The sequence below is a fragment of the Desulfoprunum benzoelyticum genome (assembly GCF_014201505.1).
Lineage (GTDB): Bacteria > Desulfobacterota > Desulfobulbia > Desulfobulbales > Desulfocapsaceae > Desulfoprunum > Desulfoprunum benzoelyticum.
The window spans coordinates 1-26,540 of sequence record NZ_JACHEO010000009.1 but is presented as its reverse complement, the minus strand read 5'-3'; the positions used below and the strand labels follow the sequence as shown (position 1 = coordinate 26,540).

Annotated in this window: 17 protein-coding genes and 1 pseudogene; 7 read left to right on the top strand and 11 right to left on the bottom strand. The window is 62.3% G+C overall.

Translation table 11 applies throughout. The features are described 5' to 3' along the window. The first annotated feature begins 92 nt into the window (after positions 1-92). The 3 genes from hypE to hypB all read left to right on the top strand — a co-directional run bounded on the left by hypE (position 93) and on the right by hypB (position 2,507). Positions 93-1,106: a hydrogenase expression/formation protein HypE gene (hypE, locus tag HNQ81_RS09005; RefSeq protein ID WP_183350537.1), complete on the top strand. Its 1,014-nt coding sequence runs from the start codon at positions 93-95 to the stop codon at positions 1,104-1,106. Positions 1,107-1,136: 30 nt separating this feature from the next. Then, positions 1,137-1,646, top strand: coding sequence for a HyaD/HybD family hydrogenase maturation endopeptidase (locus tag HNQ81_RS09000; protein ID WP_183350534.1), 510 nt, complete (start codon positions 1,137-1,139; stop codon positions 1,644-1,646). A gap of 81 nt (positions 1,647-1,727) precedes the next feature. Next, entirely contained in the window at positions 1,728-2,507 is a 780-nt protein-coding gene (gene hypB, locus HNQ81_RS08995; RefSeq protein WP_183350532.1) for a hydrogenase nickel incorporation protein HypB, read from the top strand. Positions 2,508-2,577: 70 nt separating this feature from the next. On the opposite strand, the gene hemC is transcribed toward hypB, so the two are convergent. Next, the gene (gene hemC, locus HNQ81_RS08990) at positions 2,578-3,534 is read right to left on the bottom strand and encodes a hydroxymethylbilane synthase (RefSeq protein WP_183350530.1); all 957 of its coding nucleotides are present in this window, start codon (positions 3,532-3,534) and stop codon (positions 2,578-2,580) included. A gap of 166 nt (positions 3,535-3,700) precedes the next feature. Between hemC and HNQ81_RS08985 the strand changes: the two genes are divergently transcribed. Next, complete coding sequence (locus HNQ81_RS08985) at positions 3,701-4,495, top strand: endonuclease/exonuclease/phosphatase family protein (RefSeq protein ID WP_183350529.1); 795 nt, start codon at positions 3,701-3,703, stop codon at positions 4,493-4,495. Between the two features lie 34 nt (positions 4,496-4,529). Here the strand turns inward: HNQ81_RS08985 and pgeF are convergent, their stop codons facing one another. Together pgeF and HNQ81_RS08975 are read right to left on the bottom strand one after the other, a co-directional pair. Next, entirely contained in the window at positions 4,530-5,303 is a 774-nt protein-coding gene (gene pgeF, locus HNQ81_RS08980; RefSeq protein WP_183350527.1) for a peptidoglycan editing factor PgeF, read from the bottom strand. Between the two features lie 182 nt (positions 5,304-5,485). Beyond that, positions 5,486-6,997, bottom strand: a complete 1,512-nt coding sequence (locus HNQ81_RS08975) for a DUF3373 family protein (protein ID WP_183350525.1) — start codon at positions 6,995-6,997, stop codon at positions 5,486-5,488. A gap of 370 nt (positions 6,998-7,367) precedes the next feature. Between HNQ81_RS08975 and HNQ81_RS08970 the strand changes: the two genes are divergently transcribed. Together HNQ81_RS08970 and HNQ81_RS08965 are read left to right on the top strand one after the other, a co-directional pair. After that, complete coding sequence (locus HNQ81_RS08970; RefSeq protein ID WP_183350523.1) at positions 7,368-8,168, top strand: sirohydrochlorin cobaltochelatase; 801 nt, start codon at positions 7,368-7,370, stop codon at positions 8,166-8,168. Between the two features lie 127 nt (positions 8,169-8,295). Next, positions 8,296-8,679, top strand: coding sequence for a RidA family protein (locus tag HNQ81_RS08965; RefSeq protein ID WP_183350521.1), 384 nt, complete (start codon positions 8,296-8,298; stop codon positions 8,677-8,679). 362 nt (positions 8,680-9,041) lie between these two features. On the opposite strand, the gene purL is transcribed toward HNQ81_RS08965, so the two are convergent. The 3 genes from purL to recD2 form a co-directional block, all read right to left on the bottom strand. Then, positions 9,042-12,848, bottom strand: coding sequence for a phosphoribosylformylglycinamidine synthase (purL, locus tag HNQ81_RS08960; protein WP_183350519.1), 3,807 nt, complete (start codon positions 12,846-12,848; stop codon positions 9,042-9,044). A gap of 83 nt (positions 12,849-12,931) precedes the next feature. Beyond that, the gene (locus HNQ81_RS08955; protein ID WP_183350517.1) at positions 12,932-13,330 is read right to left on the bottom strand and encodes a Cof-type HAD-IIB family hydrolase; all 399 of its coding nucleotides are present in this window, start codon (positions 13,328-13,330) and stop codon (positions 12,932-12,934) included. Between the two features lie 64 nt (positions 13,331-13,394). Next, complete coding sequence (recD2, locus tag HNQ81_RS08950; protein WP_183350515.1) at positions 13,395-15,911, bottom strand: SF1B family DNA helicase RecD2; 2,517 nt, start codon at positions 15,909-15,911, stop codon at positions 13,395-13,397. A 63-nt stretch (positions 15,912-15,974) separates the two neighbouring features. On the opposite strand from recD2, the gene HNQ81_RS08945 reads away from it, so the two are divergent. Further along, positions 15,975-17,396, top strand: coding sequence for an MFS transporter (locus tag HNQ81_RS08945; RefSeq protein WP_183350513.1), 1,422 nt, complete (start codon positions 15,975-15,977; stop codon positions 17,394-17,396). Positions 17,397-17,578: 182 nt separating this feature from the next. Here the strand turns inward: HNQ81_RS08945 and HNQ81_RS08940 are convergent, their stop codons facing one another. From HNQ81_RS08940 to HNQ81_RS08920, 5 genes and pseudogenes are all read right to left on the bottom strand, one after another. Beyond that, positions 17,579-20,212: a RecQ family ATP-dependent DNA helicase gene (locus tag HNQ81_RS08940; RefSeq protein WP_183350511.1), complete on the bottom strand. Its 2,634-nt coding sequence runs from the start codon at positions 20,210-20,212 to the stop codon at positions 17,579-17,581. A 167-nt stretch (positions 20,213-20,379) separates the two neighbouring features. Then, complete coding sequence (locus HNQ81_RS08935; RefSeq protein ID WP_183350509.1) at positions 20,380-23,508, bottom strand: DEAD/DEAH box helicase; 3,129 nt, start codon at positions 23,506-23,508, stop codon at positions 20,380-20,382. Continuing rightward, positions 23,505-23,924, bottom strand: coding sequence for a (deoxy)nucleoside triphosphate pyrophosphohydrolase (locus HNQ81_RS08930; protein ID WP_183350507.1), 420 nt, complete (start codon positions 23,922-23,924; stop codon positions 23,505-23,507). Before HNQ81_RS08930 ends, HNQ81_RS08935 begins: the two co-directional genes overlap by 4 nt. Before the next feature lie 463 nt (positions 23,925-24,387). Next, positions 24,388-25,716 carry a DUF6880 family protein gene (locus HNQ81_RS08925; protein ID WP_183350505.1) on the bottom strand — a complete coding sequence of 443 codons (1,329 nt, stop codon included), beginning with the start codon at positions 25,714-25,716 and terminating at the stop codon, positions 24,388-24,390. Positions 25,717-25,847: 131 nt separating this feature from the next. Next, a pseudogene (locus tag HNQ81_RS08920) lies at positions 25,848-26,540 on the bottom strand (hypothetical protein); the annotation flags it as partial.

Below are 26,540 nucleotides of genomic sequence, written 5' to 3'. Positions count from 1 at the left end.
GACATCGTTTTGTCCCCGGCCGGAGAGTCGGCAAACATCATCCCTGAGCCGGGCCGCTTTCCGGCAGGCAACCACAATGGAAACAATCCCCGATGGCCGATAAATGCATACTCCTTGATCACGGCAGCGGCGGTCTTGCCAGCCAGGAACTGATCAGCAGCCTCTTCGTCAAACACCTGGACAACCCCACCCTCCGCGGCCTCGAGGACAGTGCGGTGCTGGAACGGCCTGCCGGCCGGCTGGCCTTCACGACCGACAGCTACGTCGTCGACCCGATCTTCTTCCCCGGCGGCGATATCGGCATGCTGGCCGTCCATGGCACCATCAACGACCTGGCGATGCGCGGGGCCCAACCGCTGTGTCTCAGCCTCGGCCTCATCCTCGAAGAGGGGATGGCGCTCGATGACCTCGAGCGGATCGTCGTCTCCATCGCCGCCTGCTGCCGCGACAGCGGCGTCCCGGTGGTGACCGGCGATACCAAGGTCGTGCCGCGCGGCAAGGGCGACAAGATTTTCATCAACACCTCGGGGATCGGCGTCCTTGCCGACGGCATCGACATCTCCTCGAAAAACGCCCGGGAAGGTGACGTCATCCTCCTCTCCGGCACCATGGGTGACCACGGCATCACCATCATGACCCGCCGGGCCGGGATCTCGATGCAGGGCCGGCTCGAGAGCGACACCAGGCCCCTGCACCGCCTGGTGCAGCGCCTCCTTGAAGGGCTGCCGGGCGGCGTCCGCACCCTGCGCGATCCCACCCGCGGCGGCGTCGCCACCACGCTCAACGAGATCGCCGCCAACAGCGGGCTCGGGGTCGAGCTGCGGGAAGAGTTCCTACCGGTCCGCCCCCAGGTGCGGGCCGCCTGCGAACTGCTGGGCCTGGAACCGCTCTACCTCGCCAACGAAGGCAAACTGCTGGCCGTTGTCAGTGCCGACCAGGCCGAAACCGCCCTCAGGATCATGCGGGAAACGGACGAAGGCGCCGAGGCGGCGATTATCGGCCGGATGGTGGGCGGCAAGGCCGGCCGGGTCGTCATCACCACCCCTCTCGGCGGCATGCGGATGGTGACCCCGTTGCATGGCGAGCCGCTGCCGCGCATCTGCTAGCCGGTGATCACCACTCAACCACAAACGACCATGACAACTCTGACGAAAAAAATCGGCATCTTCGGCATCGGCAACCTGATCCTCCGCGACGAAGGCTTCGGCATTCATACCGTCCAGTACCTCGAAAACAACTATCTCTTCCCGGAGACGGTCGAAATCCACGATATCGGTACCGCCGGGATCTACATGTCCCCCTTGCTCGAGGAATGCGACCCGGTCCTGATCATCGACGTCGTCGATACCGCCGGCGAACCGGGGTCGTTCCACTTCTACACCCTCGCTGATGTCAAGGCCGGCAATTTCCAGACCCGGATGTCGCCCCACCAGCTCGGGCTCCTCGAGATTCTCGAGATCTGCAAACTGCGGGATGCCGCGCCGCAGGAGGTGGAATTCTATACCGTCATCCCGAAGGAGCTGACGGAAAGCGTCGAGTTGTCCGACGTTGTCGCCGGACGGGTGGTGGAGGTCGCGAACATGATACTGCGACGTCTGGCCGAGCTCGGTGTCGAGGTGAAAAGAAAACAGGTGCCGGTCCGGTGACGGTGAACGGGCGCCCTGGCGTCAGGTTGCAGCCCGATGGTCCCGGCCTGACACGTTCCAACTCTTTGATAAGGATCTACCATGTGTGATTCATGCGGATGCCCCTCAGCGGGAAATCTTTCCTCCAGCCACAGCCATGACGGCGAGGGGGTTGTCCATACGCACGGCACGGCGCCAGGCCGGACCGTCGACGTCCACGCCAGCCTCTTTGCCGCCAATGATGCCCTGGCCAGGATCAACCGGGACCACTTCGATGACGCCGGCGCCGTCGTTCTCAACCTGATCAGCAGTCCGGGATCGGGCAAGACCACGCTCCTCGAGCATACCATCGATGCCCTCAAGGGCGAGATCAGCATCGGCGTCATCGAGGGGGATATCGAGACCGAACGCGACGCCGACCGCATCCGCGCCAAGGGGGTTCCAGCCGTCCAGCTCACCACCGGTGGCGCCTGCCACCTTGACGCGGCCATGATCCATCGCGGCTTTCACCTGCTGCAGAAGGAGCAGGGGGGCGACCGGATCGACCTCCTGTTCATCGAAAATGTCGGCAATCTGGTCTGTCCGGCGACCTTCGATCTCGGCGAGCATGAACGGGTCGTACTGGTATCGGTGCCGGAGGGTCCGGACAAACCGGCCAAGTACCCGAAGGCCTTTACCAGCTCGAATACCTTCCTGATCACCAAGACCGACCTGCTGCCGTATTTCGATTTCCCGGTCGCGGAAGCCACCCGGGAGGCCCTCCAGCTCAATCCGCAGCTGCAGGTCATCGACCTCTGCGCCACCAAGGGGGGCGAAGGTTTCGACACCTGGCTCGGCTACCTGCGGAACCTCGTATCGCAGATGAAAGCCGGGACCAGATAACCTTTTCCGCCGCCCCCTGCCCGATCGCAATTACGCAGCGAGACGATCACGGCAGGGGCGCTGTCTCCCGCTACGGCCCCACGACCTGCTCCGGCGGCCCTCCCTCCTGTTCCCGCCGGATCCTGGCCAGCAGTTCACGGCCGTCATTGTCCAGAATTTCTTTTCCCAGCTCCAGCCCGATGCTTTCCGCCTCGCCGATTGCGCCCCGCCGCTGCATCATCACGATCTGTCTGCCGTCGAGGCTGACCAGACCGCCGGTGAGGACGATATCCTGCTGGTCGAGGGTCGCCAGGGCGAATACCGGGATGCTGCACCCCCCTTCCAGCGTCTTGAGGAAGGCCCGCTCGGCGAGAAGACAGACTTCGCTGTCGTGATCGTTGAGGCAGGCACGGATGAATTCGACCTTGTCCGCCGGCAGCCGTGACGAGGCCTCGATGGCGATCGACCCCTGGCCAACGGGAGGAAAGATCTGGGTGACCGGAAAGACCTTGATGATCAATTCGTCATACCCCATCCGCTTGACCCCGGCATAGGCCAGCATCAGGGCGTCACAGGCCCCTTCCCGCATCTTGCGGATGCGGGTCTGGAGGTTGCCCCGCATCTCCACCGTCTCGACATGGGGATAGTAATACCGGAGCAGAGCCCGCCGCCGCACCGACGAGGTGCCGATGCGGATCTTTTTCGACCGGTCGTCGATATCGAGCGATTGGTTGTCACTGAGCAGGACATCGTTGACCTGTTCCCGACGGGTGAAGGCGATCAGCGCAAACTCCTCCGGCAGTTGCGACTGCATGTCCTTGGCGCTGTGAACGGCAATATCGGTGACACCGCTGGCCAGCTGCTCTTCCAGTTCCTGGGTGAAGACTCCCTTGCTGCCGATCTTGGCGATGGAGGTGTCGAGAACCTTGTCCCCCATCGTCTCCATGGCCTTGATCGTGGTTTCCATGCCGGCGGCGTTGAGGGCCTCGGCCACCATCTCCGTCTGCCACATCGCCAATTTGCTCTTTCGTGATCCAATGACTATCATTACTCTATTCTTCCTCTGCAAAGTTATCGTTGGTCCGTCTACCTGCCGATGGGCGGAGATCCCATAGGCCCGACCGCCTGCGCGGCTGGCCATGACAGCGCCGATCAGTTCACCGATCCGGCCCCGGTTTCATTGCCGGAACTCCCCCTATCAGGTAACATGAAGCATGCGCTTGCTCCTATACAACATCCGCTACGCGACCGGCCACAAGAAGGGGTTCCATCTGCCGCTCCCCTATGCCGGGTTCTTCAAAAAGACTGCCGCCAACCTGCAGCGGATCATCCATTTCATCCGCTTGATCGATCCCGACATCATCGGCCTGGTCGAGGTCGATTCCGGATCATACCGCTCGAGCAACACCTGCCAGGCGGCACAGATCGCCAATGATCTCGGTTACCATTTTGTCGTTGAAACCAAGTACAGCGGCAGTTCCCTGGTCCACAGGGTGCCGATCATCCGCGAACAGTCCAACGCCCTGCTGAGCCGGACCGAAATTATCGACACCAGTTTTCATTACTTCTCCCAGGGAGTCAAACGTCTGATCATCAAGGCCGAACTTCAGCAGGTCGTGATCTTCGTCGTTCATCTCTCCCTGAAATACCGCCATCGCCAGAACCAGCTCGGTCAACTGTACAGCCTCATCCACGATACCGACAAGGAAGTCATCGTCGCCGGCGATTTCAATACCTTCTGGGGCGACAAGGAACTCAAGCTGTTCCTGGCCGCGACCGGACTCGAAAATGCCAATGTCGTCAACGCCCCCTCCCACCCGAGCCATGCGCCGCACCGTCAGATCGACTTCGTCCTGCACTCGCACGGTATCAGAATCGACAGTTTTTTCATTCCCGATATCCAGCTTTCCGATCATGCCCCGCTGGTCTGCGATTTCTCCTGCCTGTCGTCCCCGCTTGCCGTTGCCGGTGACGACCAGGGCATACGGCTGGTGAAGCAGCTGCACTGATGAAGGGTCATAACCACCTGTTGCCGGTCGCTCGTCATGCCCCCTTGCCCAGAACCACCACTGAACAGTTCCGCCCCGTCACCCCGTTTCCCTCCCGACAGGCCCGGCGGTAGGAAAAATAATCGCGGCTGCAGGAGGTACAGATCCCGGCAACCGTGATCGAGCCCGGCTTGAGGCCGGCGGCGACGAGCTGTTCCCGCGATATCCGCCAGAAATCGAAATGGTTGTCGCCCGTCCGGAATCTCTGGAAATGCGGCGGCAACTCGCGACGGTGATTGACGAATTCGCTGCAGCAGGGCCCAAGCGAGGGACTGACGACCGCCAGCAGATCCTCGGCCCGTGAACGATAGCGGGAGACGATCAGCCCGACGGTCTTGCCCAGAATATCAAGGACACTGCCGCGCCAGCCGCTGTGGACCGCGCCGATCACCCGGCGCTGCGGGTCGAACAGCAGCACTGCCTGGCAATCGGCATGCTGGACCATGAGCCCGACCTCCGCCAGGTCGGTGACCAGGGCGTCGACGCCATCGACCTCGAGATCGGCGGTCGGCCGGCTGTCGAGACAATGGATGGCAGCACCGTGGACCTGGCGGGCGGAAACGAGATGCCGCAAGTTCAGGGCTGCCTTGATCCTGGCCCGGTTGGCCGCCACCGCGGTTCTCTCGTCACCCACCCCGTAACTGCCGTTGAGACAGGAAAACGGCGCGCCACTGACCCCGCCATATCGGTCGAACATGGCGTAGCGACAGGTGCCGGCATGGTGCGGGCTGAAACTGCGACAGTGCTGCCGTGGTGCCAGATGGTCCATCTACTGCTCCGCCAAAAGAAGGGAAAGGATCGCTGGAACCGTTTTCTCAGCAGATCCGGGGTAGAAAGTATAGCAGACTGAACGGAGCGGCGACAAGAGTGTAGATGGCTAAAAAGAAAAGGGAACACCTCCCGAAGAAGGCATTCCCTTGGCTGTTGGTGCGACCTTGTAACCGCTGCGGTTTAGAAGAAGGCCTCGAAGGTCAGGTAGATCTGATCGGCATTCTCGACCGGGTCGAGCCCCATCATCCCCATCTTCATCCGGTCGCCGGCATCGCTCAGGTCATAGGCGGCCATGTTCCAGTCGCCCGAACCGGAGTAGTCATACTCGTAGTGCTGGTAGCCAAAACGGATGAAGGTCTTGGCGTATTTGGAGATGAACTCGCCGGTCGGCAGATCGTAAAGACCGTAGACCTCGTAGACCTGGCCCCGGGTCGCCAGCTTCGACTGGTAGATCTCGTCGTGGCCCGGCGACATCGCCAGCCAGTTCTCCGAACCGTAGTTGAACTCGGCGCCGAGTTTCAGGCCGATGTTGTCCATGTCATACCGCATGCCGGCATAGATGCTGTAGCCGTTTTCGTCGTCGGTGTTGGGGCCGGCCATCCCTGCGGCCATCGCGGCGTAGTCGTTGAACATACCGTCGGCATCGGGGTTGGTCTGCGACCAGCCGCCGGCGAGGAAGTAATGTACATTTGCGGTTTTGTTATGGAAAATGGCAGAGGTATGGAGGATGTCGCCAAGGTTCTTCCTGGCTCCCATGCCTGACATCTCGCCGAACATGGAATCGATGATCGGATCCTGGAAATTCGGATAGTTGATGACGTTGAAGGCATTGAATACCTGCAGGTAGGCAATCATTTCATCCTTCTTCATGACATCCCAGCTGATACCGGCGAAATCCATGTCATCGATCGAGCCGACAATCTTATCCTCGTCCTGCAGGCCGGCCTCGAAGCCGCGGCCATAACAGAAACGCATCCGGCTGTCGCCCATTGCCTCAGGTCCCCAGGTCCAGGCATAGCCAAGGGTCAGACCATCGAAGGGCCAGTCCATGAAGGCCATCGGGGTGGCATCACCGTCAACCCCCATCCGTTCCTGTGCCGGCTGGCCATCGGTAGTCGGCCGGCGACCGACCGAAAGCCACATCGGCTGACCGGCGATATTGTTCCAGTTGAGATAGGCGCGGTCGACATAGAGGGCGCTGTTCTCGGCCGGAGTCCGGGTGACATTGCCGTCGAACACCGGCCACATCGCCCCGGAGTCGTCGGTGAAGGCGGACTGGTTGCCCCAGGTCTTGTACATCGCCAGGCGCCCCTTGAACTCGACATTTTCGGTGGCGTGGACCCGCATGTTGAGCCGGAAACGATTGGTCCAGATCGTGTCGTTATCCAGATCCCTGCCGAAAACCGTATCGGCCGAATAGTAGTCGAGGCGGGTACGAAAATCGCCGAAGAACTTGATTCGGGCGGCGAGATCCCAGTCGGCTGAGCGTTCGTCCATATCCTCGACACTGTCTGTCAGCTTATCGCTGACCTCTCGCTGAGCATCCAATGCGGCCTTCAGCTCGTCGAGCTGCTTGCTCAACTCTTCGACCTTTTTTTCCAGGTCTGCGGCATTCGGGCCGGCACTGGCCATTGCCATCGCCGGAACCGCGAGAAGTCCCGCCAGTGCCAAAACAGAAAATTTTTTCAACATCCTCCGCCCTCCTTCTTCATGTTGTTGTTGATCGCAGCATGAACAACAGCCGAAACACACTGCCTCCCCTTTCCTGTGCCCCGGTATTGGCTCGTCGGCCATATCCGTACACCCCTTCACGGTACAAATATTTTTACTCTGTTCATATTGTCTATCGTAGTTAATTGGCGATGTCAATAGCCACCCCTATTTTAGTAAATAATTTTTTTCTAAACTTCTTTCGTACGCCATTCGCCTGCTCTTCGGTTGCAAAGATATTCCGCTGCCGCTGGACCTTTTCGACGGTTTCCGGTAAAGAACAGAAAGATCAGCCATTTTCCGTCATTTCACCCGGAGTGTACGCGACTCCATTGACCATGTCCTGCCCACGATGAAGATACCGCTCGTCCTCGCCGCCTTCGGGACCGTCTCAACCGAGGCCGCCGCCACCTACGACACGATCGACCGGGAGATACGCCGCCATCTTGCGGATACCCCGGTCTTCTGGGCCCGCACTGCACGAGTGATCAGGGACAGGGCGGCGAATGCCACCGGGCCGATCTGGCATTCGCCCCTGGAGGTGCTGACGGATCTGGCGGCGCAAGGGTACGGCAAGGCCATTGTCCAGCCCCTGCAACTGCTGCCCGGCCATGAGTTTCATCAGCTCCGGCGCCAGTGCCGACAATCGCCGCTCCCCTGCCACGTCGCCTTGCCGCTGCTCACCACCCCGCAGGATTATCATGGCCTGGCCGAGGCCCTGGCAACCTTGATCGACAAGCGGCAGGAGCAGGCCATCCTCCTCGTCGGCCATGGCACCAGCCACCCGATCTGGGTTGCCTACCACGCCATCGAAACGATCTTCCGGCAGCGGTTCGGCCGCCGGATCTACGTCGGGGTGATCGACAACAATCCGGACTCGACGGCCGTCCCCGGTGAGATCGTCGCCGAGGGGTGGAACAGGGTCTGCCTGCTCCCGCTGCTGTTCGTCGCCGGCATGCACTTCCACCGCGATGTCATCGGCAGCGGTCCCCACTCGTGGCGCACCCGCCTGGAACGGGCCGGCCTCGAAGTCGAATGCATCGATCGGGGGCTCGGCCGCCACCCGGCGACGGTGGCCTTCATCGCCGCACGTATAAAAGAAACTGTGTACCAAGTCGGCGACAACGATACTGCAACGTGTCAGCTGCGGTGATGATCGAGCACCTTCTCGTTCAGATCTCAGTGGTTTAAAGATTGGGACCACTTCTAACCGCCGACACATTTCCAGGGCAATAAGTTAACCCGAGCCGCAACCACCCTTCATTTGAGGAACTTCCGCCATGAAAACCGCCATCACCACCAGCCATGCCCCCGCCGCTATCGGTCCCTATTCCCAGGCCATCGCCTGCGGCGATCTGGTCTTCATCTCCGGCCAGCTGCCGATCGATCCGGCCACGGGAAAACTGATCGAGGCCCCGATCGCCGATCGGACCCGTCAGGTACTGCGCAATCTCGAGGCGATCGCCAGGGCCGCCGGCGGCGAACTGGCGGGGATCGTCAAGACCACCATCTTCCTGACCGATCTCGCCGATTTCCAGACCGTCAACGGTGCCTACGGCGAGTTTTTCCCAACCAACCCGCCGGCCCGCTCGACCGTCCAGGTGGCCGCCCTGCCGCTGGGCTCGAACATCGAGATCGAGGCTGTCCTCCATCTCCCGGGCTGATCGGTCAGGCTGAGCAGCCTTGCCGTTGAGGTCTCTTGCAAGATGAACAGCTGCAAGTTCTGTCACTTTGGTCAAGGGTGAGATCTCCTGCCAGGAAGGACAAGATTTCTCGCTTCGCTTCGAAATGACAGCGGGGGCAGCGTCTTGGCCTTTGCCCTATCGGGAAAGTGAGACTTCTCGATAACGATTTAAAATGGCAAGGGAAAAAGCTCGAAATGACAGCGGGGCAGCGTCTTGGCCTTTGCTTTCTCGGGAAGAACGAGGTGTTTCGCTTCGCTCGAAAGGCATTGTGAGAGGCTGACCCGCTCCGTTGAGCAGATCAGCCTTGATGGACGCCCTCCCGGTCAGAAGCGGGAGATGGTCTAGCCCCCGTTCACACACCAGTCATAGGCGTTGCGGAACATCTGCATCCACGGTGTCACCTGCAGGTAACGCAGCTCCTCCGGCAGCCAGTGGGCCTGCCAGGGCAGGAAGACCCGCTCCGGATGCGGCATCAGCGCCAGATGGCGGCCGTCGGCGGAACAGAGGCCGGCGATGCCGCCCGGCGAGCCGTTGGGGTTGAAGGGGTAGGTCTCGGTCGGCCGGCCGGTGTCGTCGACGTAGTAGAGCGGCGCCAGACCGGCGGCCAGGATCTGCTGCCGCACGCTGTCGTCCGGGAACAGCAGCCGCCCTTCGCCATGGTCGACGTGGATGCCGAAGACCGTGCCGTCCATCCCCTTCAGCATCATCGCCGGGCTCGGCGCCACCCGCACGGTCGACCAGCGCGACTCGAAGCGGCCGGAGCGGTTATGGATGAAGCGCGGCTGGCGCTCGTCGGCCAGTCCCGGGCCCGGCACCCAGCCGAGCAGGCCGAAGAGCTGGCAGCCGTTGCAGATCCCGAGGGTGAAGGTGTCGGGCCGGTGATAGAAGGTCTGGAACATCTCCTGCAACCGGGGGTTGAAGCGGATCGTCGCCGCCCAGCCCTTGGCCGACTCCGGCACGTCGGCGTAGGAGAAGCCGCCGACGGCGGCCAGCCCGCGGAAGCCGTCGAGGGTCACCGTCCCCGCCAGCAGATCCTGCATGCAGACATCCCAGGGCTCGAACCCGGCCAGGTAGAAGGCCGAGGTCATCTCGCGATCGGAGTTGGAACCCTCGTCGCGGAGGATCGCCACCTTCGGCTTGTCGCTCCGGGCCAGGACCGCCGCCGGCGCCGGTTCCGGGGTGAACGGCAGCTGGTAGCTCGGCCCCAGGCGGCCGTAGATCACCCGGTTCTCCTCGTCGGCGCAGGCCGGATCGATCTGCAGCCGCTCCAGGCGATAGCTGGTCTCCTCCCACCACGAGCGCAGCTCCACCATCGCCTCGTCGAGGACGGTCGCGCCGTTGCAGTCGATCTTGATCCTCCTGGCGCTGGTGGAGGTGCCGATGATCGTCACCGCCACCCCGGCCGCCTCCAGCACCGCCCGGAACTCCTGCAGCCGCCCGGGCCGGACCTCGACCACCAGCCCCAGCTCCTCGGCGAACAGCTGCTCGAAGTCCCCGGCCTCACCTTGCAGCGCCACCTCGAGGCCGCAGTTGCCGCTGAAGGCCATCTCCAGCAGGCAGGCGACCAGGCCGCCGTCGCTGCGATCGTGGCCGGCAGTGATGCATCTGGTGTCGATCAGCTCCTGGATCGCGGCGAATGCGGCCCGCAGCAGCTCCGGCTCGTCGAGGTTGGGGCAGTCGGCGCCGAGCTGACGGTAGACCTGGGCCAGCGCCGATCCGCCGAGGCGATGGCGGCCGCCGCTCAGATCGATGAAGGCGAGAAAGGAGCCGGGATACTTGATGTCGGGGGTGATGACCCGGGTGATGTCGGGCACGGCGGCATAGGCGGAAATGACCAGCTCGCGCGGCGACTTGACCGTGGCGCCGCCAACCCGGGTGGCCATCGACAGGCTGTCCTTGCCGCCATCGACCGCCATCCCGACCGCGATCATCGCATCGCGCATCGCCCGGGCGGCATCGTGGAGCGCCGCCCCCTCGCCTTCCAGCTTCGGGGCCCACATCCAGTTGGCCGAGCATTTGATCTGATCGGGATCGGCGATCCGGGCCCACACCAGGTTGGTCAGGGCCTCGCCGACCGCCATCCGCGCCCCGGCGGCCGGATTCACCAGCATCTTGATCGCCTGTTCGCCGATGGCGGTGGCGATGCCGGTCAGGCCGAGATGGCTCTGGGCGACGACCGCGACATCGGCGACCGTCAGCTGCAGCGGGCCGCAGCACTGCTGGCGGGCGATCAGGCCGGTCACCGCCCGGTCGACCTTGTTGGTCAGAAAGCGTTTGGAGCCGACCGCCAGCAGCCGCAGGACCCGATGGAGGGCATCGCCCACCGTCAGCTCCTCAGGCAGCGCCAGCGGCTGCAGGCCGGGGTTGCGGAGCTGATCCTGGAAAGTCTTGCGCGGGATGTTGCCGAGCAGGACATCGAGCTCGATATCGACCGGGGTCGTGCCGTCCTGGGCGTCGTGGACGACGAAACGCAGGTCGCCGGTAACCTCGCCGAGGACCTCGCAGGCCACCTTCTCACGGGAGCAGATCACCTGGAAACGCTCGATGTTCTCCGGCCGGATCAGAAAGCCGGTGCGTTCCTGGTACTCGGCGACATAGATCTCGAGCACCGACATCGTCGGGTCGCCGACCCGGATGTTGCGGATCTCGACCCGGCCGCCGGACTTTTCCACCAGTTCCTTGAGGACGTTGGCCGGGCCGCCGGCCCCCTGGTCGTGGATGACGTCGACCAGGGTCCTGTCGCCCATCTCGTTGCAGGCGCGGATGACCCGGTTCATCTTCTGCTCCATCTCGGCATCGCCGCGCTGGACCGCGTCGAAGTCGAGGTCGGAGGCGTTCTCGCCCTGCAGCATGCTCGAGGCGGCGCCGCCGCCGAACCCGACCCGGTAGGCCGGGCCGCCGACCTGGACGATCAGCATCCCTTTTTCGGCCGTCTTCTTCTCGGTCAGCCGGGCATCGATCTGGCCGACCCCGGCGGTGAACATGATCGGTTTGAGAAAGCCCCAGCGCTCACCGTCGTCAAGCTGGAGATCGAAGGAGCGAGTGAAGCCCTGGATCAGCGGCTCGCCGAACTTGTTGCCGTAATCGGAGGCGCCGTTCGAGGCCTCGATCTCGATCTCGAGGGCGGGGGCGAGATTGGCCGGACAGGGGTAGCGTTCCTCCCACTCGAGCGGGTAGCCGGGGATATGGAGGTTGCCGACACAGTAGCCGGCGGTGCCGGCGACGACGAAGCCGCCCCGGCCGGTCCCCTGGACGTCGCGGATCCGGCCGCCGGTGCCGGTCTCGGCGCCGGGGAAGGGGGCGACGCCGGTCGGGAAGTTGTGGGTCTCGGCGGTCAGCAGCGGGTGGTAGTGGACCGTCGTCGCCATGAAGGAAGACGGTTGGCCGGGCTGCTCCGGCAGCAGGGTGGTGATCTCGTAGCCCTCGATAACGCTGGAGTTGTCCTTGAAGGCGACGACTGAGCCCTTCGGGTTGGCGGTCAGGGTGGCGGTGACCAGATCGAACAGCGAGTCGGCCATATCCTTGCCGTCGATGACTTGCAGCCCCTTGAAAAAACCGTGGCGGGAGTGCTCGGAGTTGGCGTTGTTGAGATCCATGATCTCGACGATGGTCGGGTTGCGCCCCTGTTTTTTGACGAAATAGTCGTAATAGAGATTGCGGTCCCACTCGTCCATCGAGATCCCCGGGATCCCCAGCAGCCCGTCCGGGCCCTGGGAGGTCAGGTCGACCTCGTAGACGGCCTCCGGGACGATCCCGGTCTCGAAGGACTGCAGCGGCTCGAGGTAGCGGCACTCGGTCATCCGGTCATGATGGGCGTCGATATAGGCCTGGAGATCGGCATCGGCCGGGACCGCCAGCCGCCGGGAGCGCTCGACCCGGGTCACCACGTCGAGACCGGTCGAGCGGCAGATCGACACCATGTTCGACGACCAGGCGGTGGCGAAGTTGAGGCGGGGCCCGATCTCGACCACCCGCTCGCCGACCAGGGCCGGCTGCAGCGTCACGGTCGCGGCGACGAAGCCGTCGGCCAGGATCTGGCGGAGGCGGAGCAGCTCGTCCTTTGTCAGTGGCCGGGCAGCCTCGACGTTGAAGCAGTATTCCAGATTTTCATGTACCGATTTATAGAGTTGCGTGACAATCGCGGACATTTGGTCATCCTTTTGTGTATGGATATGGGTCATACTCACGGCAGTTGCAGCAAAGAAACACTCCCCGGGCCCTGGCGGACCGGTCACCACGACCGGCTCAGACACAGATGTTCGAGCTGAGGACCGACCTTCTTCCAGTCGACACAGGGACGGGCGAACCCTTTGGGCATAATCAGCGGACAACCGAAGGCCGAATCGTCGACATAGACATGGCCGTAAGCCTTGGGGCTGACCGTCCACTCCTTCTGGTCGGGATTGCAGTTGACCCCGAACAGCTTGACGCCGTTGCTCTCCAGGTACTGGACGGCGTCGGTCAGCAGGGTGCCGAAGCGTGGATCGTCGGAGCGCATCGTGAACAGGATCAGCCTGGCGCCGCAGCTCTGGAGCCGCAGCAGCCAGGTGACCGCCATCGGCACCGGTTCGCCGATCCCGGGATAGCGATGGTCGACGATGGTGCCGTCAAAATCGACACAGATATACATGCCTGCTCCCCTTCATCCGGCCGGACCGGAATCAATCTTTTCCCCTGATATACCATGGGAGCGCTCATCCGTCCATAATCGACCCGGACCGCAGCAGCTCTTCCAGGGCCGTCTGGCGCTGCAGCGGGTCCTGCTGGCGGATGGCCATCGCCAGGGCCTTGCGGGTGCCGACGAAGACGGCGAGGCGGCGGGCCCGGGTCAGACCGGTGTAGATCAGGTTGCGGTACAGCATCTTGAAATGCTGGTTCAGCACCGGGATGATCACGGCGCTGAACTCGCTGCCCTGGGATTTATGGATGGTGATGGCGTAGGCCAGATCGAGCTCGACGATGTCGTCACGCTGGTAGCCGACCTCGCGGCCGTCGGGCACAAAGCGGACGGTGCAGGTCAGGTCCTCGTTGTCGATGGCGACGATCTCGCCGATATCGCCGTTGAACACCGCCAGGTCGTAGTTGTTGCGGCGGTGGATGACCCGGTCGCCGACCCGGAAGAGCCGTTCTCCGACCTGGATCTCCGCCCGCCCCTCGCGCGGCGGGTTGACCGCCTGCTGGATCACGACGTTGACGTTGGCGGTCCCGAGGGTGCCGCGGACCATCGGGCAGAGGATCTGGATCTCGCCGCCGGCCCCCTGGTATTTCGGAATCCATTGAAGATAGAGGCGGACCACGGTGTCGAGGGCGGTCAGGCCGTAATGGAGAGTCGACCAGGGGTGGACCCGGGCCAGCACCGCCTTCAGCTCGGCCACCGGCCCGGCCGCCTGCCGCACCTGATGAAGGTCGACGTGGCGGAACTTCGCCGGGATGACGAAATCGTGCTCGGCCGCGGAGGTGACGGCCTCGGCGGTCCGGAACTCGAAGGGGTTGGTGCCGGTCGTCAGGCCCTCCAGCTGCGGGAGCTGCCAGTTGAAGGTGCGCTTGACCCGGGTGATGAACTCGAGCTGCTCGCGGGTGGCCTCGTCGGAATCGACAAACAGGCAGTCGCTGCCGTCCTGCCACACCTGCGGCTCCTTGAACGGCGAGGCGATGGCCGGTATCTCGCCGCGGTTGATCTGGTGGGCGGCGCGGATGATCAGCGACTCGCCGGCCTGGCGGAAGACCTTCGTCAGCCGGAAGACCGGGATCGCCCCGGAGGCGATGACATCCCGGAGGACGTTGCCGGCGCCGACCGAGGGGAGCTGGTCGGCATCGCCGATCAGCAGCAGCTGACATTTTCCCGGCACCGCCTGCAGCAGCGAGGCGGTGAGGCTGATATCGAGCATCGAGGACTCGTCGATGATGAGGAAATCAGCGTCGAGGGGGTTGTCCTCGTGGCGCTGGAAGCTGCCGTTCTGCCACTCGAGCAGGCGGTGGATGGTCCGGGCCTCGCGGCCGATGACCTCGCTCATCCGCTGCGCCGCCCGGCCGGTGGGGGCCGCCAGCAGCACCGTCAGGCCCATCGCCTCGAGCAGGCGGACGATGACCAGGGTGGTGGTGGTCTTGCCGCAGCCGGGACCACCGGTCAGCACCGCACAGCGTTGCTCGGCGATCCGCCGCACCGCCAGGGCCTGCTCGTCGCTCAGCGTCACTTCCTGAGTCCGGCAGTAGCGCTCGATCCAGGCCTCGACCCGTTGGCGGTCGACGCCGCTTGCGCCCACCAGGGCGAGCAGCCGTGTCGCCACCGCCGCCTCATCGTAATACAGTGATTTCGAATAGTAGCACGACAGCGGCGATCCATCGCCGGCCGCCAGGGTCCTGACCCGGAGATGGTTTTCCGCCTCCATCCGCACCAGCACGAAGGGGAGGCGGTCGTCGCAGTCCATCTCCAGCAGCTGCCGGACCTCGCTCGCGATCTGGCCGGCGGTGAGATAGCAGTGCCCCTGCTCCCGGGCCGCCGCCAGGACATGCCTGACCGCCGCGATCAGGCGCGGCTCGCTGTCGCTGGCCAGGCCGATGCTGAGCGCGACCTTGTCGGCCGAGAAGAAGCCGATGCCGTAGAAATCGTTGGCCAGCCGGTACGGATCCTCCAGGACCATCTCGATCGCCCGGTCGCCGTACTTTTTGTAGATCCGCACCGAAAACAGCGTCGAAATGCCGTGCCCCTGGAGAAAGGTCATGACCTCCCGCACCATCCGGTGCTCCTGCCAGGCCGCCTCGATCATCGCCAGTTTCCTGGCGGCGATGCCGTGCACCTCCTGCAGCCGCGCGATCTTGTTCTCAAAGACCTCGAGGGTCTGCTCGCCGAAATGGCGGACGATTTTTCTCGCCGTCGACGGCCCGACCCCCTTGATCAGGCCGGAGCCGAGGTATTTTTCGAGGGCCGCCGCCGTCGCCGGTTTCTTCTCGATCGCCTCGTCGGCCCTGAACTGCCGGCCGAACTGGGGGTGGACGGTCCAGGCGCCGTGGAATTCCATCGTCGCCCCGGCGAAGACCTTGGTCTGATGGACGGTGACGGTGACCTGCTCCTGCATGTTGTCGAAGGCCTGGACCCGGAGCACCGACCAGCCGGTGTCGGGGTTGTGGTAGGTGACCCGGCTGACGATGCCGCGAAGGGTTTCGGTGATATGGGCCATAGTGATGAAAATCTCTTTTGCTTCCCGGAACATTGGGCTAGATTTCGGGGTGATCGTCAATCCCGCCGCAGCTTACTATCGAAACAGGAATGCCCCATGCAGCCACAGCCAGGACAAGCCAACCCCGCACTCGAACGCTCGGCCCTGATCGTTGCCACGCTGGCCTCGTTCATCGGGCCGTTCATGATCTCGTCGGTCAACGTCGCCCTGCCGGCGATCCAGGCCGATCTGGGGATGGATGCCGTTCAGCTCAGCTGGATCGCCACCGCCTATCTGCTGGCCATGGCCGTCGTCCTCGTCCCGGCCGGCAAGATCGCCGACATCCATGGCCGCAAGCGGGTGTTCACGACGGGGCTCGCGGTCTACACCTTCGGTTCGGGGGCGGCCGCCTTCGTCGACTCCGCCGCCGTGCTGATCGTCACCAGGGTCCTGCAGGGGGTCGGGGCGGCACTGTTCGTCACCACCAGCATGGCCATCCTCACCTCGATTTACCCGCCCAGCCGCCGCGGCCGGGTCCTCGGGATCTACGTCGCCGCCGTCTATGTCGGCCTGTCGGTGGGGCCGTTCGTCGGCGGCATGCTGACCCAGTATCTCGGCTGGCGCAGCATCTTCCTGATCATGCTGCCGCTCGGTCTGTTCTCGCTGGCGATGACGTTCTTCTTCCTCAAAGGGGAGTGGCTGGGCGAGCCGGGGCAGAAGCTCGACCTCGGCGGCTGCCTGCTGTACGCCGTCGCCATTCTTGCCCTGGTCTACGGCGCCTCACGGCTGCCGGCAACGGTCGGCATCGCCCTGGTGCTCTCCGGCCTGGCGCTCCTGGTGATCTTTGTCCGCCACCAGCTCGCCGCCCCCTTTCCGGTGTTCGACATGCAGCTCTTCGCCGGCAACCGGACCTTCGCCTTCTCCAGCCTGGCCGCCCTGCTCAACTACTCCACCACCTTCGCCGTGACCTTCCTGCTCAGCCTCTACCTCCAGTACATCAAGGGCATGCCGCCGCAGACGGCGGGCACCGTGCTGATGGCTCAGCCGATCATGATGGCGCTGCTGTCGCCGCTCGCCGGCCGGATTTCGGATAAGGTCGAGCCGCGTCTGATCGCCACCGCCGGCATGGTCACGACCGTCATCGGCGTGGCGCTGCTGACGACCCTCGACAGCGAGCGCAGCGTGATGCTGATCGTCGCCAACCTGGTCCTGCTCGGCATCGGCTTCGCCCTCTTCAGTTCCCCCAACATGAGCGCGATCATGGGGGCGGTGGAAAAGCGCCACTACGGCCTGGCCGCCGGCGCCGTGGCGACGATGCGCCTGCTCGGCCAGATGTTCAGCATGGCGGTGGCCACCGTCGTCCTGGCCCTGATCATCGGCCACCAGGCGATCACCCCCGCCAACTACGACCTGTTCCTGCGCAGCATCCACACCGTCTTCACCATCTCGGCCACGCTCTGTTTCTGCGGGGTCTACTTTTCGTGGTTCAGGGGCACGGTGCATGCAACGGATAAATCGCCACAACCTCCGGCGCGCTGATGCCGCATCAAGCATCTGCAATCCGGACAAGGTACGACGGACAACCCCTCCGCCAATCACCTGGGACTCCGATTCCTGCCGGATTGCACCCGACAGGCAAGGGTCGGTGACGGGTTCCTCGTCAGTACCCGAAAATCTGATTTTTCCGCAACATCCTTGCCGGCTCGGCAGGCAGACCACGCTCAACACATCACCTCAACTATCGGCACTTCCCAGCTCCGGCCGTGGCAGGCTGTCTGAAACTTTTTGTCTTCAACATCATCCCGATAACGCCTGACCAGGGCCACGATCCGGGCTTCCCGGATGGAATCAAGTCTGTCAGCCCATTCGTCATAGGCCTTCTTTGACAGCCGGGCGATGGCGACACCATCACTGTCCATCAGTTCCAGGTGGTTGTTTCTTCCCTGGATGACAACGCGCTCCCCTGTGAAGTCTCCGGCCAGCAGCCGGGCATGGGGATTGCCTGCGGTGTCCAGCACAAACAGATGAAGGGTTTCCCGGGCCCGCGACATCGACACGTAGAACAGGCGGCGCTCGTCCGCGATGGCCGCCCCGACCTCCTTGTCCCAACTGTCGCCGAGGATGAAGACGTGGTCGAATTCCAGCCCCTTGACGGCATGGGCGGTGGCCAGGAACAGACCATCGGCGATGGTCTTCATCCGGTCCTGTTCAGCTAGAGCCTCATGGAGGTATTCCTCGACGGCCGCGGCCGGCTGGGGAGTGTCGCCGGTCTCCTCCTGCCAGTCCTGCAACAGCCGGTTCAGGTTGTCGCGCCAGAACGTGTCCTGCGGAAAGATGGTTTTCAGCAGCGTCAGGACCACGGTGTTTTCACCCCGAGCGAACTGGCGGATGCCGCGAAGGAACCGGCCGATCTCCCGCTGGTCGAGCATCGACCTGCAGCTCAGGCGGAACTGACCCTCGATATCCTGTTCGTCGAAGATCAGGACGCACTCGGCGGCATGGCGGTCCCGACCGGCCCGGCCCGCCTCCTGCAGATAATTCTCCAGCGAGGCGGGGATGTCGACGTGGATGACGAGCCGCACATCCTCCTTGTCGATCCCCATGCCGAAGGCGTTGGTGGCGCAGATGATCGGGGTGATGCCGGCGATGAACCCGTCCTGGATGCGTTTCTTCAGCGCCGGTTCGAGACCGGCATGGAAGGCCTCGGCCGTGTACCCACGGGCCTGCAGCAGTTCGGCCAGCTTTTCGGTGTTCTTCCTCCGGGCGCAATAGATGACGACGCTGCCCCGGCCGTCGTAGCGGCTGCGCAGCAGGTCGAGAATGACCTGATCCTTGTCGTAGCGGCTGACCTCCTGGACCTCGTAATGCAGATTGATGCGCTCGTGCCCTCCCGCGAACTGCCGCATCTTCAGCCCCAGTTCGCGCAGGATGATATCGATGATCTCCGCCTTGACGTCCTTCTTCGCCGTGGCGGTGAAGCACTGGACCGGCGGAATGCCGACATGTTCCCGTTCGGCGAATTCGCGGATGAAGCGGATCGCGTAGAGATAGTCGGGGCGGAAGTCGTGGCCCCACTTCGACAGGCAGTGCGCCTCGTCGAAGACCCAGGCGCCGATCTCCCGTTGGCTGATGGTGGCCCGGAAGGAGGTGTTGCGCAGCTGTTCCGGGGAAACAAGGAGGATGCCGATATCGCCCAGGCGCACGCCTTCCAGCACTTCGGTGCGCTCCGGCATCGTCAACATGCCGGAGAGAGCGGCGGCAATCCTGGTGCCGGTGAGCCGGGAGAAATTGTCGACCTGGTCCTTCATCAGCGCCTGCAGCGGCGAGATGACGATCGTCAGCGTGTTGCGGCGGTGGTAGCGCATCAGTGCCGGCAGGAGATAGCACAGCGACTTGCCGCCGCCCGTCGGCAGCGTGGCAAACAGGGAATGGCCGCGGGCCGCGGCGGTGACGATCTCCTCCTGCAGGCTGTGGCCGTCCGCCGTCGCCGGTTCCGCCCGGAAGTCAGGAAAACCATAGAAGTTGCGGAGATAGCTCCGCGGATCGTGATGATTGCGGCAATAGTCACAATCCGGCCGGTGGCAGCAGTTCTCCCGCAGCTGGTGAAGGATGCTCGCCACCAGCGGGAACTGGTGGCGGACCCAGGGCGGCAGCACCGAATTGCCGCCGGCTACCGACAGCCAGGCCGTGACATAGGCCAGGGGCGGCAGCGGCAGCAGCCCATCGACCAACTGCGTGACCAGGGTGTCGACCGCGGCGAGGCAGGCATGCCGGCGGGCAAACCAGGCGAAGGCGTCGTGGAGATCGTTGCCCTGCAGCAGCGGGATGCCCATGCCGGCCAGCGCCTCGGCCGTCCCGGCCAGCTCCGCATCGGCGGCCAGGAACCCTCGATACAGGAGAGGAACATCGGAGTTCACGGCAAACTGCCCGACCAGGGCGTCCCACTGTTCGGCGAAGACCCGGCCGGCCAGTTGGGCGTCCTGAACCGGGTCGTTGATGCTGTCGCGGACGATCTGGTAGTTCTTGATCAGCCGGTGGTAGGGGTTGGCCGGATAGGCGAGGGGCGAGAGGAACAGCGTGTCGATACTCGGCCTGGCGAGGAGCCGGAGATCGGGCGCCAGCCGGCGCAGGCGGGGCAGATCGTGATTGAGGATGTTGTGGCGGAGGACGAAGCGAGCCTCCCGGGCGAAGGCATCGAGTTCGGCCAGGGTACTGCGGTCGATCTTCCTGCCGGCCGGCGCCTGGAACGTCTTGTCCCCGAAGATGGCGCCGATGGCGTAGATGATGTTGTTCTCATTGACTTCGATGTCGAGGAGAAGGGTCTGGCGAAGCAGGTCTTGGGGAGAGGATGGCATCAAACGGTCATGCAGATGGGAAGAATTTCATGAAATATCCAGGACTGAATGTACCTGTAATCCTCAGCAGAATGCAAAGGAATTGCAAAAGTCGGTGATCAGACGATGGATCAAACCGGGATGCAACCGGATCATCACCACCTGCTCTTCAAAAAAGCAGATTGCGGCTACCCAGCCCGCCGATTGTCCTCGAACATCTCGACCGCCATCTTGTGCCTGAGCCGCCACACCATCCTGATCGGCCGCTCCCGCTCATAACTGACCATATCGCCCGGCCCGAGATAGGTAAACGGCACCGTGACCCCATTGCGTTTTTTTCGCTCCCGGGCAAAGATCAGAATGGTATAGCCCCGTTGCTGGTGGTGAATCAGGTTCTGCCCGTCGGTGTGATGCTGCGCGGTATTCGCCTGCGACTCCCAGTGCATGAGCTCCCGGCTGATGGGGTAGTCGGCATACATCGTGCTTGGCGAGAACTCCTTCTCCGTTTTCTGAAAGGTAACCAGGAGCGCATAGGCCTTCACCTCGGGGAAATGGAATACCCCCACACCAGTCTGGCCGGCGGTCTCAAGTGTCGCCTTGCCGAAGGCCGCCTGGATCTCCCGGCCGCTGTACCGGGCGTGCAGTTCAAGCGCACAGGCAAAGGGCAATTCAGGGATCTGGCCGCTGACCTCGGTCGTGTCCTGGGTCCAGCTCAATATTTCGTCGAGATCGGCAATAATCGATGGATTGGCGGCCAACCGGCGAAACGCCTCGGCCAGGGTTGTGATACCGAGTTTACTCCCCTTATCGCCCCAGATCCGGTAGTAGACGGACAGCACCGAGTCACCGGCAAGGGCCAGGGCCTCGTCGATCGCCCCCTGGGAAACCTTGCCGAGGACCGCCCGCAATAACACGATTTCCCCCGGGCCATTGATGGTCGCCGCCCGCAGCAGGGTCTTTTTCAGCCGCAGCAGATCCGGGTCGACGGGGTTCGGACCCAGACCTGCCCTTGCCTTCCACCCGGACCAGGACTCCTTTACCAGCAATATTTCAGGCTCGTAATCGTGATAGCGGATGAAGTTGCCGAAGGTCAATTCCTGGCCGGTCTCGCTGGTGAAGGTCTGGAGGCGGTCGGGAACCTGCACCGCCAAGCGGCCGAGGTTCCCACGAATATTCTCCAGAACGTACTGGCGGGAGAGACGGTCGAGCTGAATGGAGCAGCCGGCGGGGAGATGCGGGAAATCGAGTTCCACTTCCTTGTCGATGGAAAAGCGGTGCCGGGGCATCAGCGCCTTGAGCCTGGTATCCGCCCGGTAACGCCGATGGGCCTGACCGACCAGATCGAGCACGGTGAGACAATCTTTACCGGGCGCATGACGCAGGCCGCGGCCGAGCTGCTGCAGAAAGACGGTCAGGCTCTCGGTGGGGCGCAGGAAGAGGACGGTGTTGATCTCGGGGACATCGATCCCTTCACTCAGTTTGTCGACGGTGAAAAGAAAGGTGATTCGCCCGGTTTTCAGTTCTGCCAGCAGTTCCCGGCAGCGATCGTCGTCGACGCCGGAGACAATGGCCCCCGCGGAGATCCCCCGCAAGGTGAATTGCTCGGCCATGAACCGTGCATGCCTGATGGTGACGCAGAAACCGATCCCCTTGACCGCGTTCAGGTCGGGCTCATAGCGGACAAGGGCTTCGACCACGGCATCGACGCGCTGTCCGGCCCGGGCATGATCCAGCACATAGACCTGTTCCAAGGCGGCGGCATCGTACCGGCCGTTGCGCCAGAACTGCTCGCCACTGATGGCGATCGGATCGGCAACGCCGAAGTAGTGAAAGGGACAGAGGAGCTTTTCTGCCAGGGCCTCGGGCAACCGGATCTCCGCCGCGAAACGGTTGCCGAAATCGGCCGCCACATTGCCGCCATCCATCCGCTCCGGGGTGGCGGTCAGACCAAGGAGGATCTGGGGGACAAAGTGGTCGAAAATCGGCCTGTAGCTGGAGGCTGTGCCATGATGGACCTCATCGACAACCACGTAATCGTAGAAATCTCTGCCAACCTGCTCCCACAGTCGCCGACTCGCCAGCATCCCGACAGAGCAGAACAGGTGCTCCAGGCGATTGGCCTGAAACTGACCGACCTGTAATTCGCCGAAATTCTGGTCATGCAGGACATGGCGAAAGGTCGCCTGGGCCTGCTGCAGGATTTCCTGACGATGGGCGACGAACAGGAGCCGGGCCTGCCGCCCCTTGCGCTCGAAAAAGCGTTTGAAGTCGAAAGCTGCCACCACCGTCTTGCCGGTGCCGGTGGCGGCGATAACCAGATTGCGCCAGCGGTCATGGCAATCGCGTTCCCGCTCCAGCGCTTCGAGGATGCGCTCCTGAAACGGATGGGGCCGCAGGTCGAAGAAGACCATCGGGCCATTGTGCCGGGGATTGCGGGCACGGTCAATGGCGGCACGAAAGAGCCGTGGCTGCTCCGGATCATACGGGACAAACTCGCGACTGTTCCAGTAGGTCTCGAACTCAACGGCAAATTTTTCCAGGATATGGCCGAGATCCTGGGCAGTGACCTTGAGATTCCATTCCAGTCCGCTGGTCATCGCGGCATGGGACATGTTGGCCGAGCCGATATAGGCGGTGGAGAAGCCGCTGCTGCGCCGGAAGTGGTAGGCCTTGGCGTGCAGCCTGGTCCGTTCGGTGTCGTAGGAGATGCGCACCTCGACGTTCGGCATCCTCGCCAGCCACTCCACAGCGGGGGCATCGGAGGCCCCCATGTAGGACGTGGTGATCAGCCGCACCGGGACACGACGGTCGCGCAGATCCTCAAACGCGGGCAGCAGCAACCGCAGGCCCGACCATTTGATGAAGGACACCAGGATGTCGACTCCGTCAGCGGAGCGCATCTCCTCGTGCAGTTCATGGGCCAGTTGTGGCTCCTGCGGCGAGCCGGTAAAGAGACTGCTCTCTCCAAGAGGGGTATGCGGACGGGGGATGTTGCCAGTGCCATAGCCGGGTGGAGTGACTTCCAGGAGAATCGGCTTTGGGCGAGCAATGAGGCGATGCTTCTCCAGATGCCCTCGACCCGGTTCACCGGCAACATGGCCGACAATCCGATTGCAGAGAGCCAGGCGTTTTTCCGGGTCGATTTCCTCGCGCAGCGCCTGCTCGAGCACCCTGGCCACAAACGCGGCATACAGGCCCGGCTGTTCCTCCAGGTCGATCTTGCCGAATACCGTCCGCAACTCGGGACGCCTGGCGAGGGCGTCGTGGAGGAACTCATCGAGCAGAGCCTCATAGATGCCGTGCGGTAACGACTTCATCGCATGGCGACTCCGCATTGAGCAAGATATGTGCGGATCACCGGCAGGTCGGCTTCGGCCCAGTCGAGGGTGGGCAGTTTCTCCGGGGGCAACCAGATCATCGCCGCATGCTCATGCAGAACGATCTCGCCTGTCTCGATACACGCCATGAAGGGATGGAGAGTGATCCTGAACGTCGGATAATCGTGCGTTACAGCGGGAAGTCTTCCATCGATGACGATCCGAATACCCAGTTCTTCGAATATTTCCCGTCGGAGACATTGTTCCGCCGATTCACCGGGATCGATCTTGCCGCCGGGCAACTCCCATTTATACGGCATCGCCATGATCGCACTCCGCTGCGCCGCGAGTACAAGTCCATCACGCTCGATAATGGCGCAGGTTACCTGGATATGCTTGATACCTGTGGCTGTCATAAGTTACTTGACCTGTCAGCCGGTGCCTGAAATCAGCGCCTCTTTTGTTCAGATGCAGATTGATCCCTTCCACCATTCGTCCGTCCGATGCCGACGCCGCCTGGTTTCATGATTTGACCTCTTTTTTCAGGATTTTGAGCATCGGCAGCAGTATGGGCACTACCTAGTGTCCATCCGGAAACAGCTCTTTTGCCCTGACTGTTCGTTGCTCTCAGAATTTTATCCTTGGAATATTAAGTATATGCCTGCGGAAAAATTCATCGAGCGTCTCGATTCAGAACAAAATATCTCGATTCCGGATAAACACTACCTACCTGCCCGGCAGTTCCGTGCCGCGATTCATGATCTCGATATAGCCTGCGTCGCTCTATTCTAAAATAAAGAGACGGGGGTAAATCAAGTGGATTTCGTTATCGAGGTATTCACAAAAACCCCATTGATCCCTTTTGCCGCGATCTTGAACTCATTTTTTCGGCCAGCGTGTTTTTACCCGTTCCAGGAAGGGCGGCGCAACATTCCTGGGTGCGCCGGAAACGATCGCCTCGAATCCGGCCATGAAGCCCTTCTTACGGAAGTGCCTTTGGCGCACATCGACAACCACCGTCTGCCAGTCGTCATTCAGCCCGGCTTTGGCGTAACATGTTTTGGCACGCTCGATGTTTGCAAGCGCCGCGTCGTAGTACCTGCTCTTGCCCGCATTGATGACCCGCAGGCACAACGCACAATATATTCTGGCCGAGACATCGGGATGATCCCGCTCCAGCTTGGCTGCCAATGGTTCGGCCGTGGAATGGCCGAGAGCCTCCAACTCCCGGGCCGTTGCCCTGCGCAGGCGCGAGACGAGCCGATCCATCTCTTTTTCCTTCAACCAGAGTTCAATCTGAGCGGCAAGATATCCCTTCTCTGATGCCTCCATGGCTTTTTGATGCCAGGTCTTTTTCTCGTTGGCCGGTACGTAGCGCATCAACTCCTTGTACGTGAATATGGATGGGTATGCCTCAAACTCGGACCAGGCAGATTGGAGCGCATCTCCCGGTCGACCGATTCTGGCCAGCAGTGCTCGCTCCATCTCGAGGAGTTTGTGGTCCTCAATCGATCGTTGGTTGCCCGATCGTGCAATCACCAAACCTCGCTCGACCCAGGTGAGTGCCTCCTCAGGACGTTTCCGGCTTTGATATATTTCCGCTATAGCCAGGCAGTCCTTGGCAGTGAGCTCAGTCTGCGCGCAAAGTGCTTTGTAGGCTTCGACATTGCGCTGACCGGCGAGCAGGGTCTTCAGCACACCAGCCCATCTGCGGCGTGTGAATCCGGGACAGCGTTGTTCGTCCCGGCTCGAATCGGACTCGAATTTGACACGAACTTGGCCAACGAAAGCCTCCAAACCCTTTTTATCGAGCACCTTGACGGCCTGGCGATCAAGGTCATGGCAAAACCCATAGGGATCGTCCTCCATCCAGGAGAGCAGGAATTTTGCAGTCTCATCCGGATCATGGTTGGCTGCCTGGCGGGATTCGATCCAGGCAAGGAACAGGTCCTCGACCAGCATGCCGAAATCACCGCCGGAATCGTCGATCTCATCGGCTTTTTCATGGCAGGCACAGATGAACGTCTCAAGTAGAAGCGCTGCCCGCCCAGGCTCGCTTTTCATGATTTTTACAATGTCATCGACAACATCCTGCACATTATCCACGAACGACGAGGCGGCTCCGTAGGAGATGAAGGTTCCGGGAGACAAGGCCGCTTCGATAGCCTGCTCGAACGGGTCGATCTGCTTTCTCTTTCCCGGTGTCACGGCGCTGCCCTCAAGTTGCCTCGTGTGCCGCAGGCGTCGACGGTGATCTTCTCGATCATCTCTTCCAGGGCTTTGAGATCCTGATGTTCCTTGGTGCTTCGTGAGTTCATGCAGTGTTCTCCTCGCTCAGCCTATCCGATCAAGTCCCGCCAGCCCGGTACCACCTGAGCAAACTCCTGCTGAAATGCCGGTCGCCGGAGATTATCCCTCTTGACCTGGCGTGCAAACTTTTCCCAACGAACTGCATCGCCGAGGACGTCGATCAGCATATGCCGCACTTTGACCATGACCTTGGCCTTACGGGTGTACTCTTTGCGGTCTGCATTGCGGTCCAGATTACCCAATCCGGAAAGATAGTATTTGAGAATTTCCTCGGGGTAGCGTTTTTCAAGCTTCTGGGCCACCTGGATTTCATAGTCGCCGCCCCAGGACGCCATGGGATAACGTCCTCTGGTCAGGATAGCCAGGGCCTCGTCATACTCCTTGCGATGCATGCTGATTTTCAGCCGGGTAGCTTCCCCGGCATGTTCCAACCGCAGGAGCAGTTGCGGCTCGAAAAGACTCCATTCTTCGGCACTGCACACGGCCTTGAAGGCCTTGTATTTTTCGAAGGTCAGGCCATCGATGGTCTGGTCGAATTGAAGCGCCATATACTTTTCACGATCACCTGTTTCTTGAGCTCGTGCAGCGACAAAAGCGCGCAACTCATCCATGCGCCCCTTTGCCCTACGTAAACCATCCTCAGCCACCTGCAAGGCTTTTTCCTTCTCGCCGGAGTCCCAATAAAAGGTGGCCAGGTCATGGTAGTCGGCGCCATATTCCAT

Coding starts and splice junctions, on each gene's coding strand:
- HNQ81_RS08955 (WP_183350517.1), bottom strand. CDS start 13,330: ATGTATATCTGTGTCGATTTTGACGGCACCATCGTCGACCATCGCTAT.
- HNQ81_RS08975 (WP_183350525.1), bottom strand. CDS start 6,997: ATGTTGAAAAAATTTTCTGTTTTGGCACTGGCGGGACTTCTCGCGGTT.
- HNQ81_RS08940 (WP_183350511.1), bottom strand. CDS start 20,212: ATGCCATCCTCTCCCCAAGACCTGCTTCGCCAGACCCTTCTCCTCGAC.
- purL (WP_183350519.1), bottom strand. CDS start 12,848: ATGTCCGCGATTGTCACGCAACTCTATAAATCGGTACATGAAAATCTG.
- hypB (WP_183350532.1), top strand. CDS start 1,728: ATGTGTGATTCATGCGGATGCCCCTCAGCGGGAAATCTTTCCTCCAGC.
- hypE (WP_183350537.1), top strand. CDS start 93: ATGGCCGATAAATGCATACTCCTTGATCACGGCAGCGGCGGTCTTGCC.
- HNQ81_RS08965 (WP_183350521.1), top strand. CDS start 8,296: ATGAAAACCGCCATCACCACCAGCCATGCCCCCGCCGCTATCGGTCCC.
- HNQ81_RS08935 (WP_183350509.1), bottom strand. CDS start 23,508: ATGAAGTCGTTACCGCACGGCATCTATGAGGCTCTGCTCGATGAGTTC.
- recD2 (WP_183350515.1), bottom strand. CDS start 15,911: ATGTTCCGGGAAGCAAAAGAGATTTTCATCACTATGGCCCATATCACC.
- HNQ81_RS08970 (WP_183350523.1), top strand. CDS start 7,368: ATGAAGATACCGCTCGTCCTCGCCGCCTTCGGGACCGTCTCAACCGAG.
- pgeF (WP_183350527.1), bottom strand. CDS start 5,303: ATGGACCATCTGGCACCACGGCAGCACTGTCGCAGTTTCAGCCCGCAC.
- HNQ81_RS09000 (WP_183350534.1), top strand. CDS start 1,137: ATGACAACTCTGACGAAAAAAATCGGCATCTTCGGCATCGGCAACCTG.
- HNQ81_RS08945 (WP_183350513.1), top strand. CDS start 15,975: ATGCAGCCACAGCCAGGACAAGCCAACCCCGCACTCGAACGCTCGGCC.
- HNQ81_RS08930 (WP_183350507.1), bottom strand. CDS start 23,924: ATGACAGCCACAGGTATCAAGCATATCCAGGTAACCTGCGCCATTATC.
- HNQ81_RS08985 (WP_183350529.1), top strand. CDS start 3,701: ATGCGCTTGCTCCTATACAACATCCGCTACGCGACCGGCCACAAGAAG.
- hemC (WP_183350530.1), bottom strand. CDS start 3,534: ATGATAGTCATTGGATCACGAAAGAGCAAATTGGCGATGTGGCAGACG.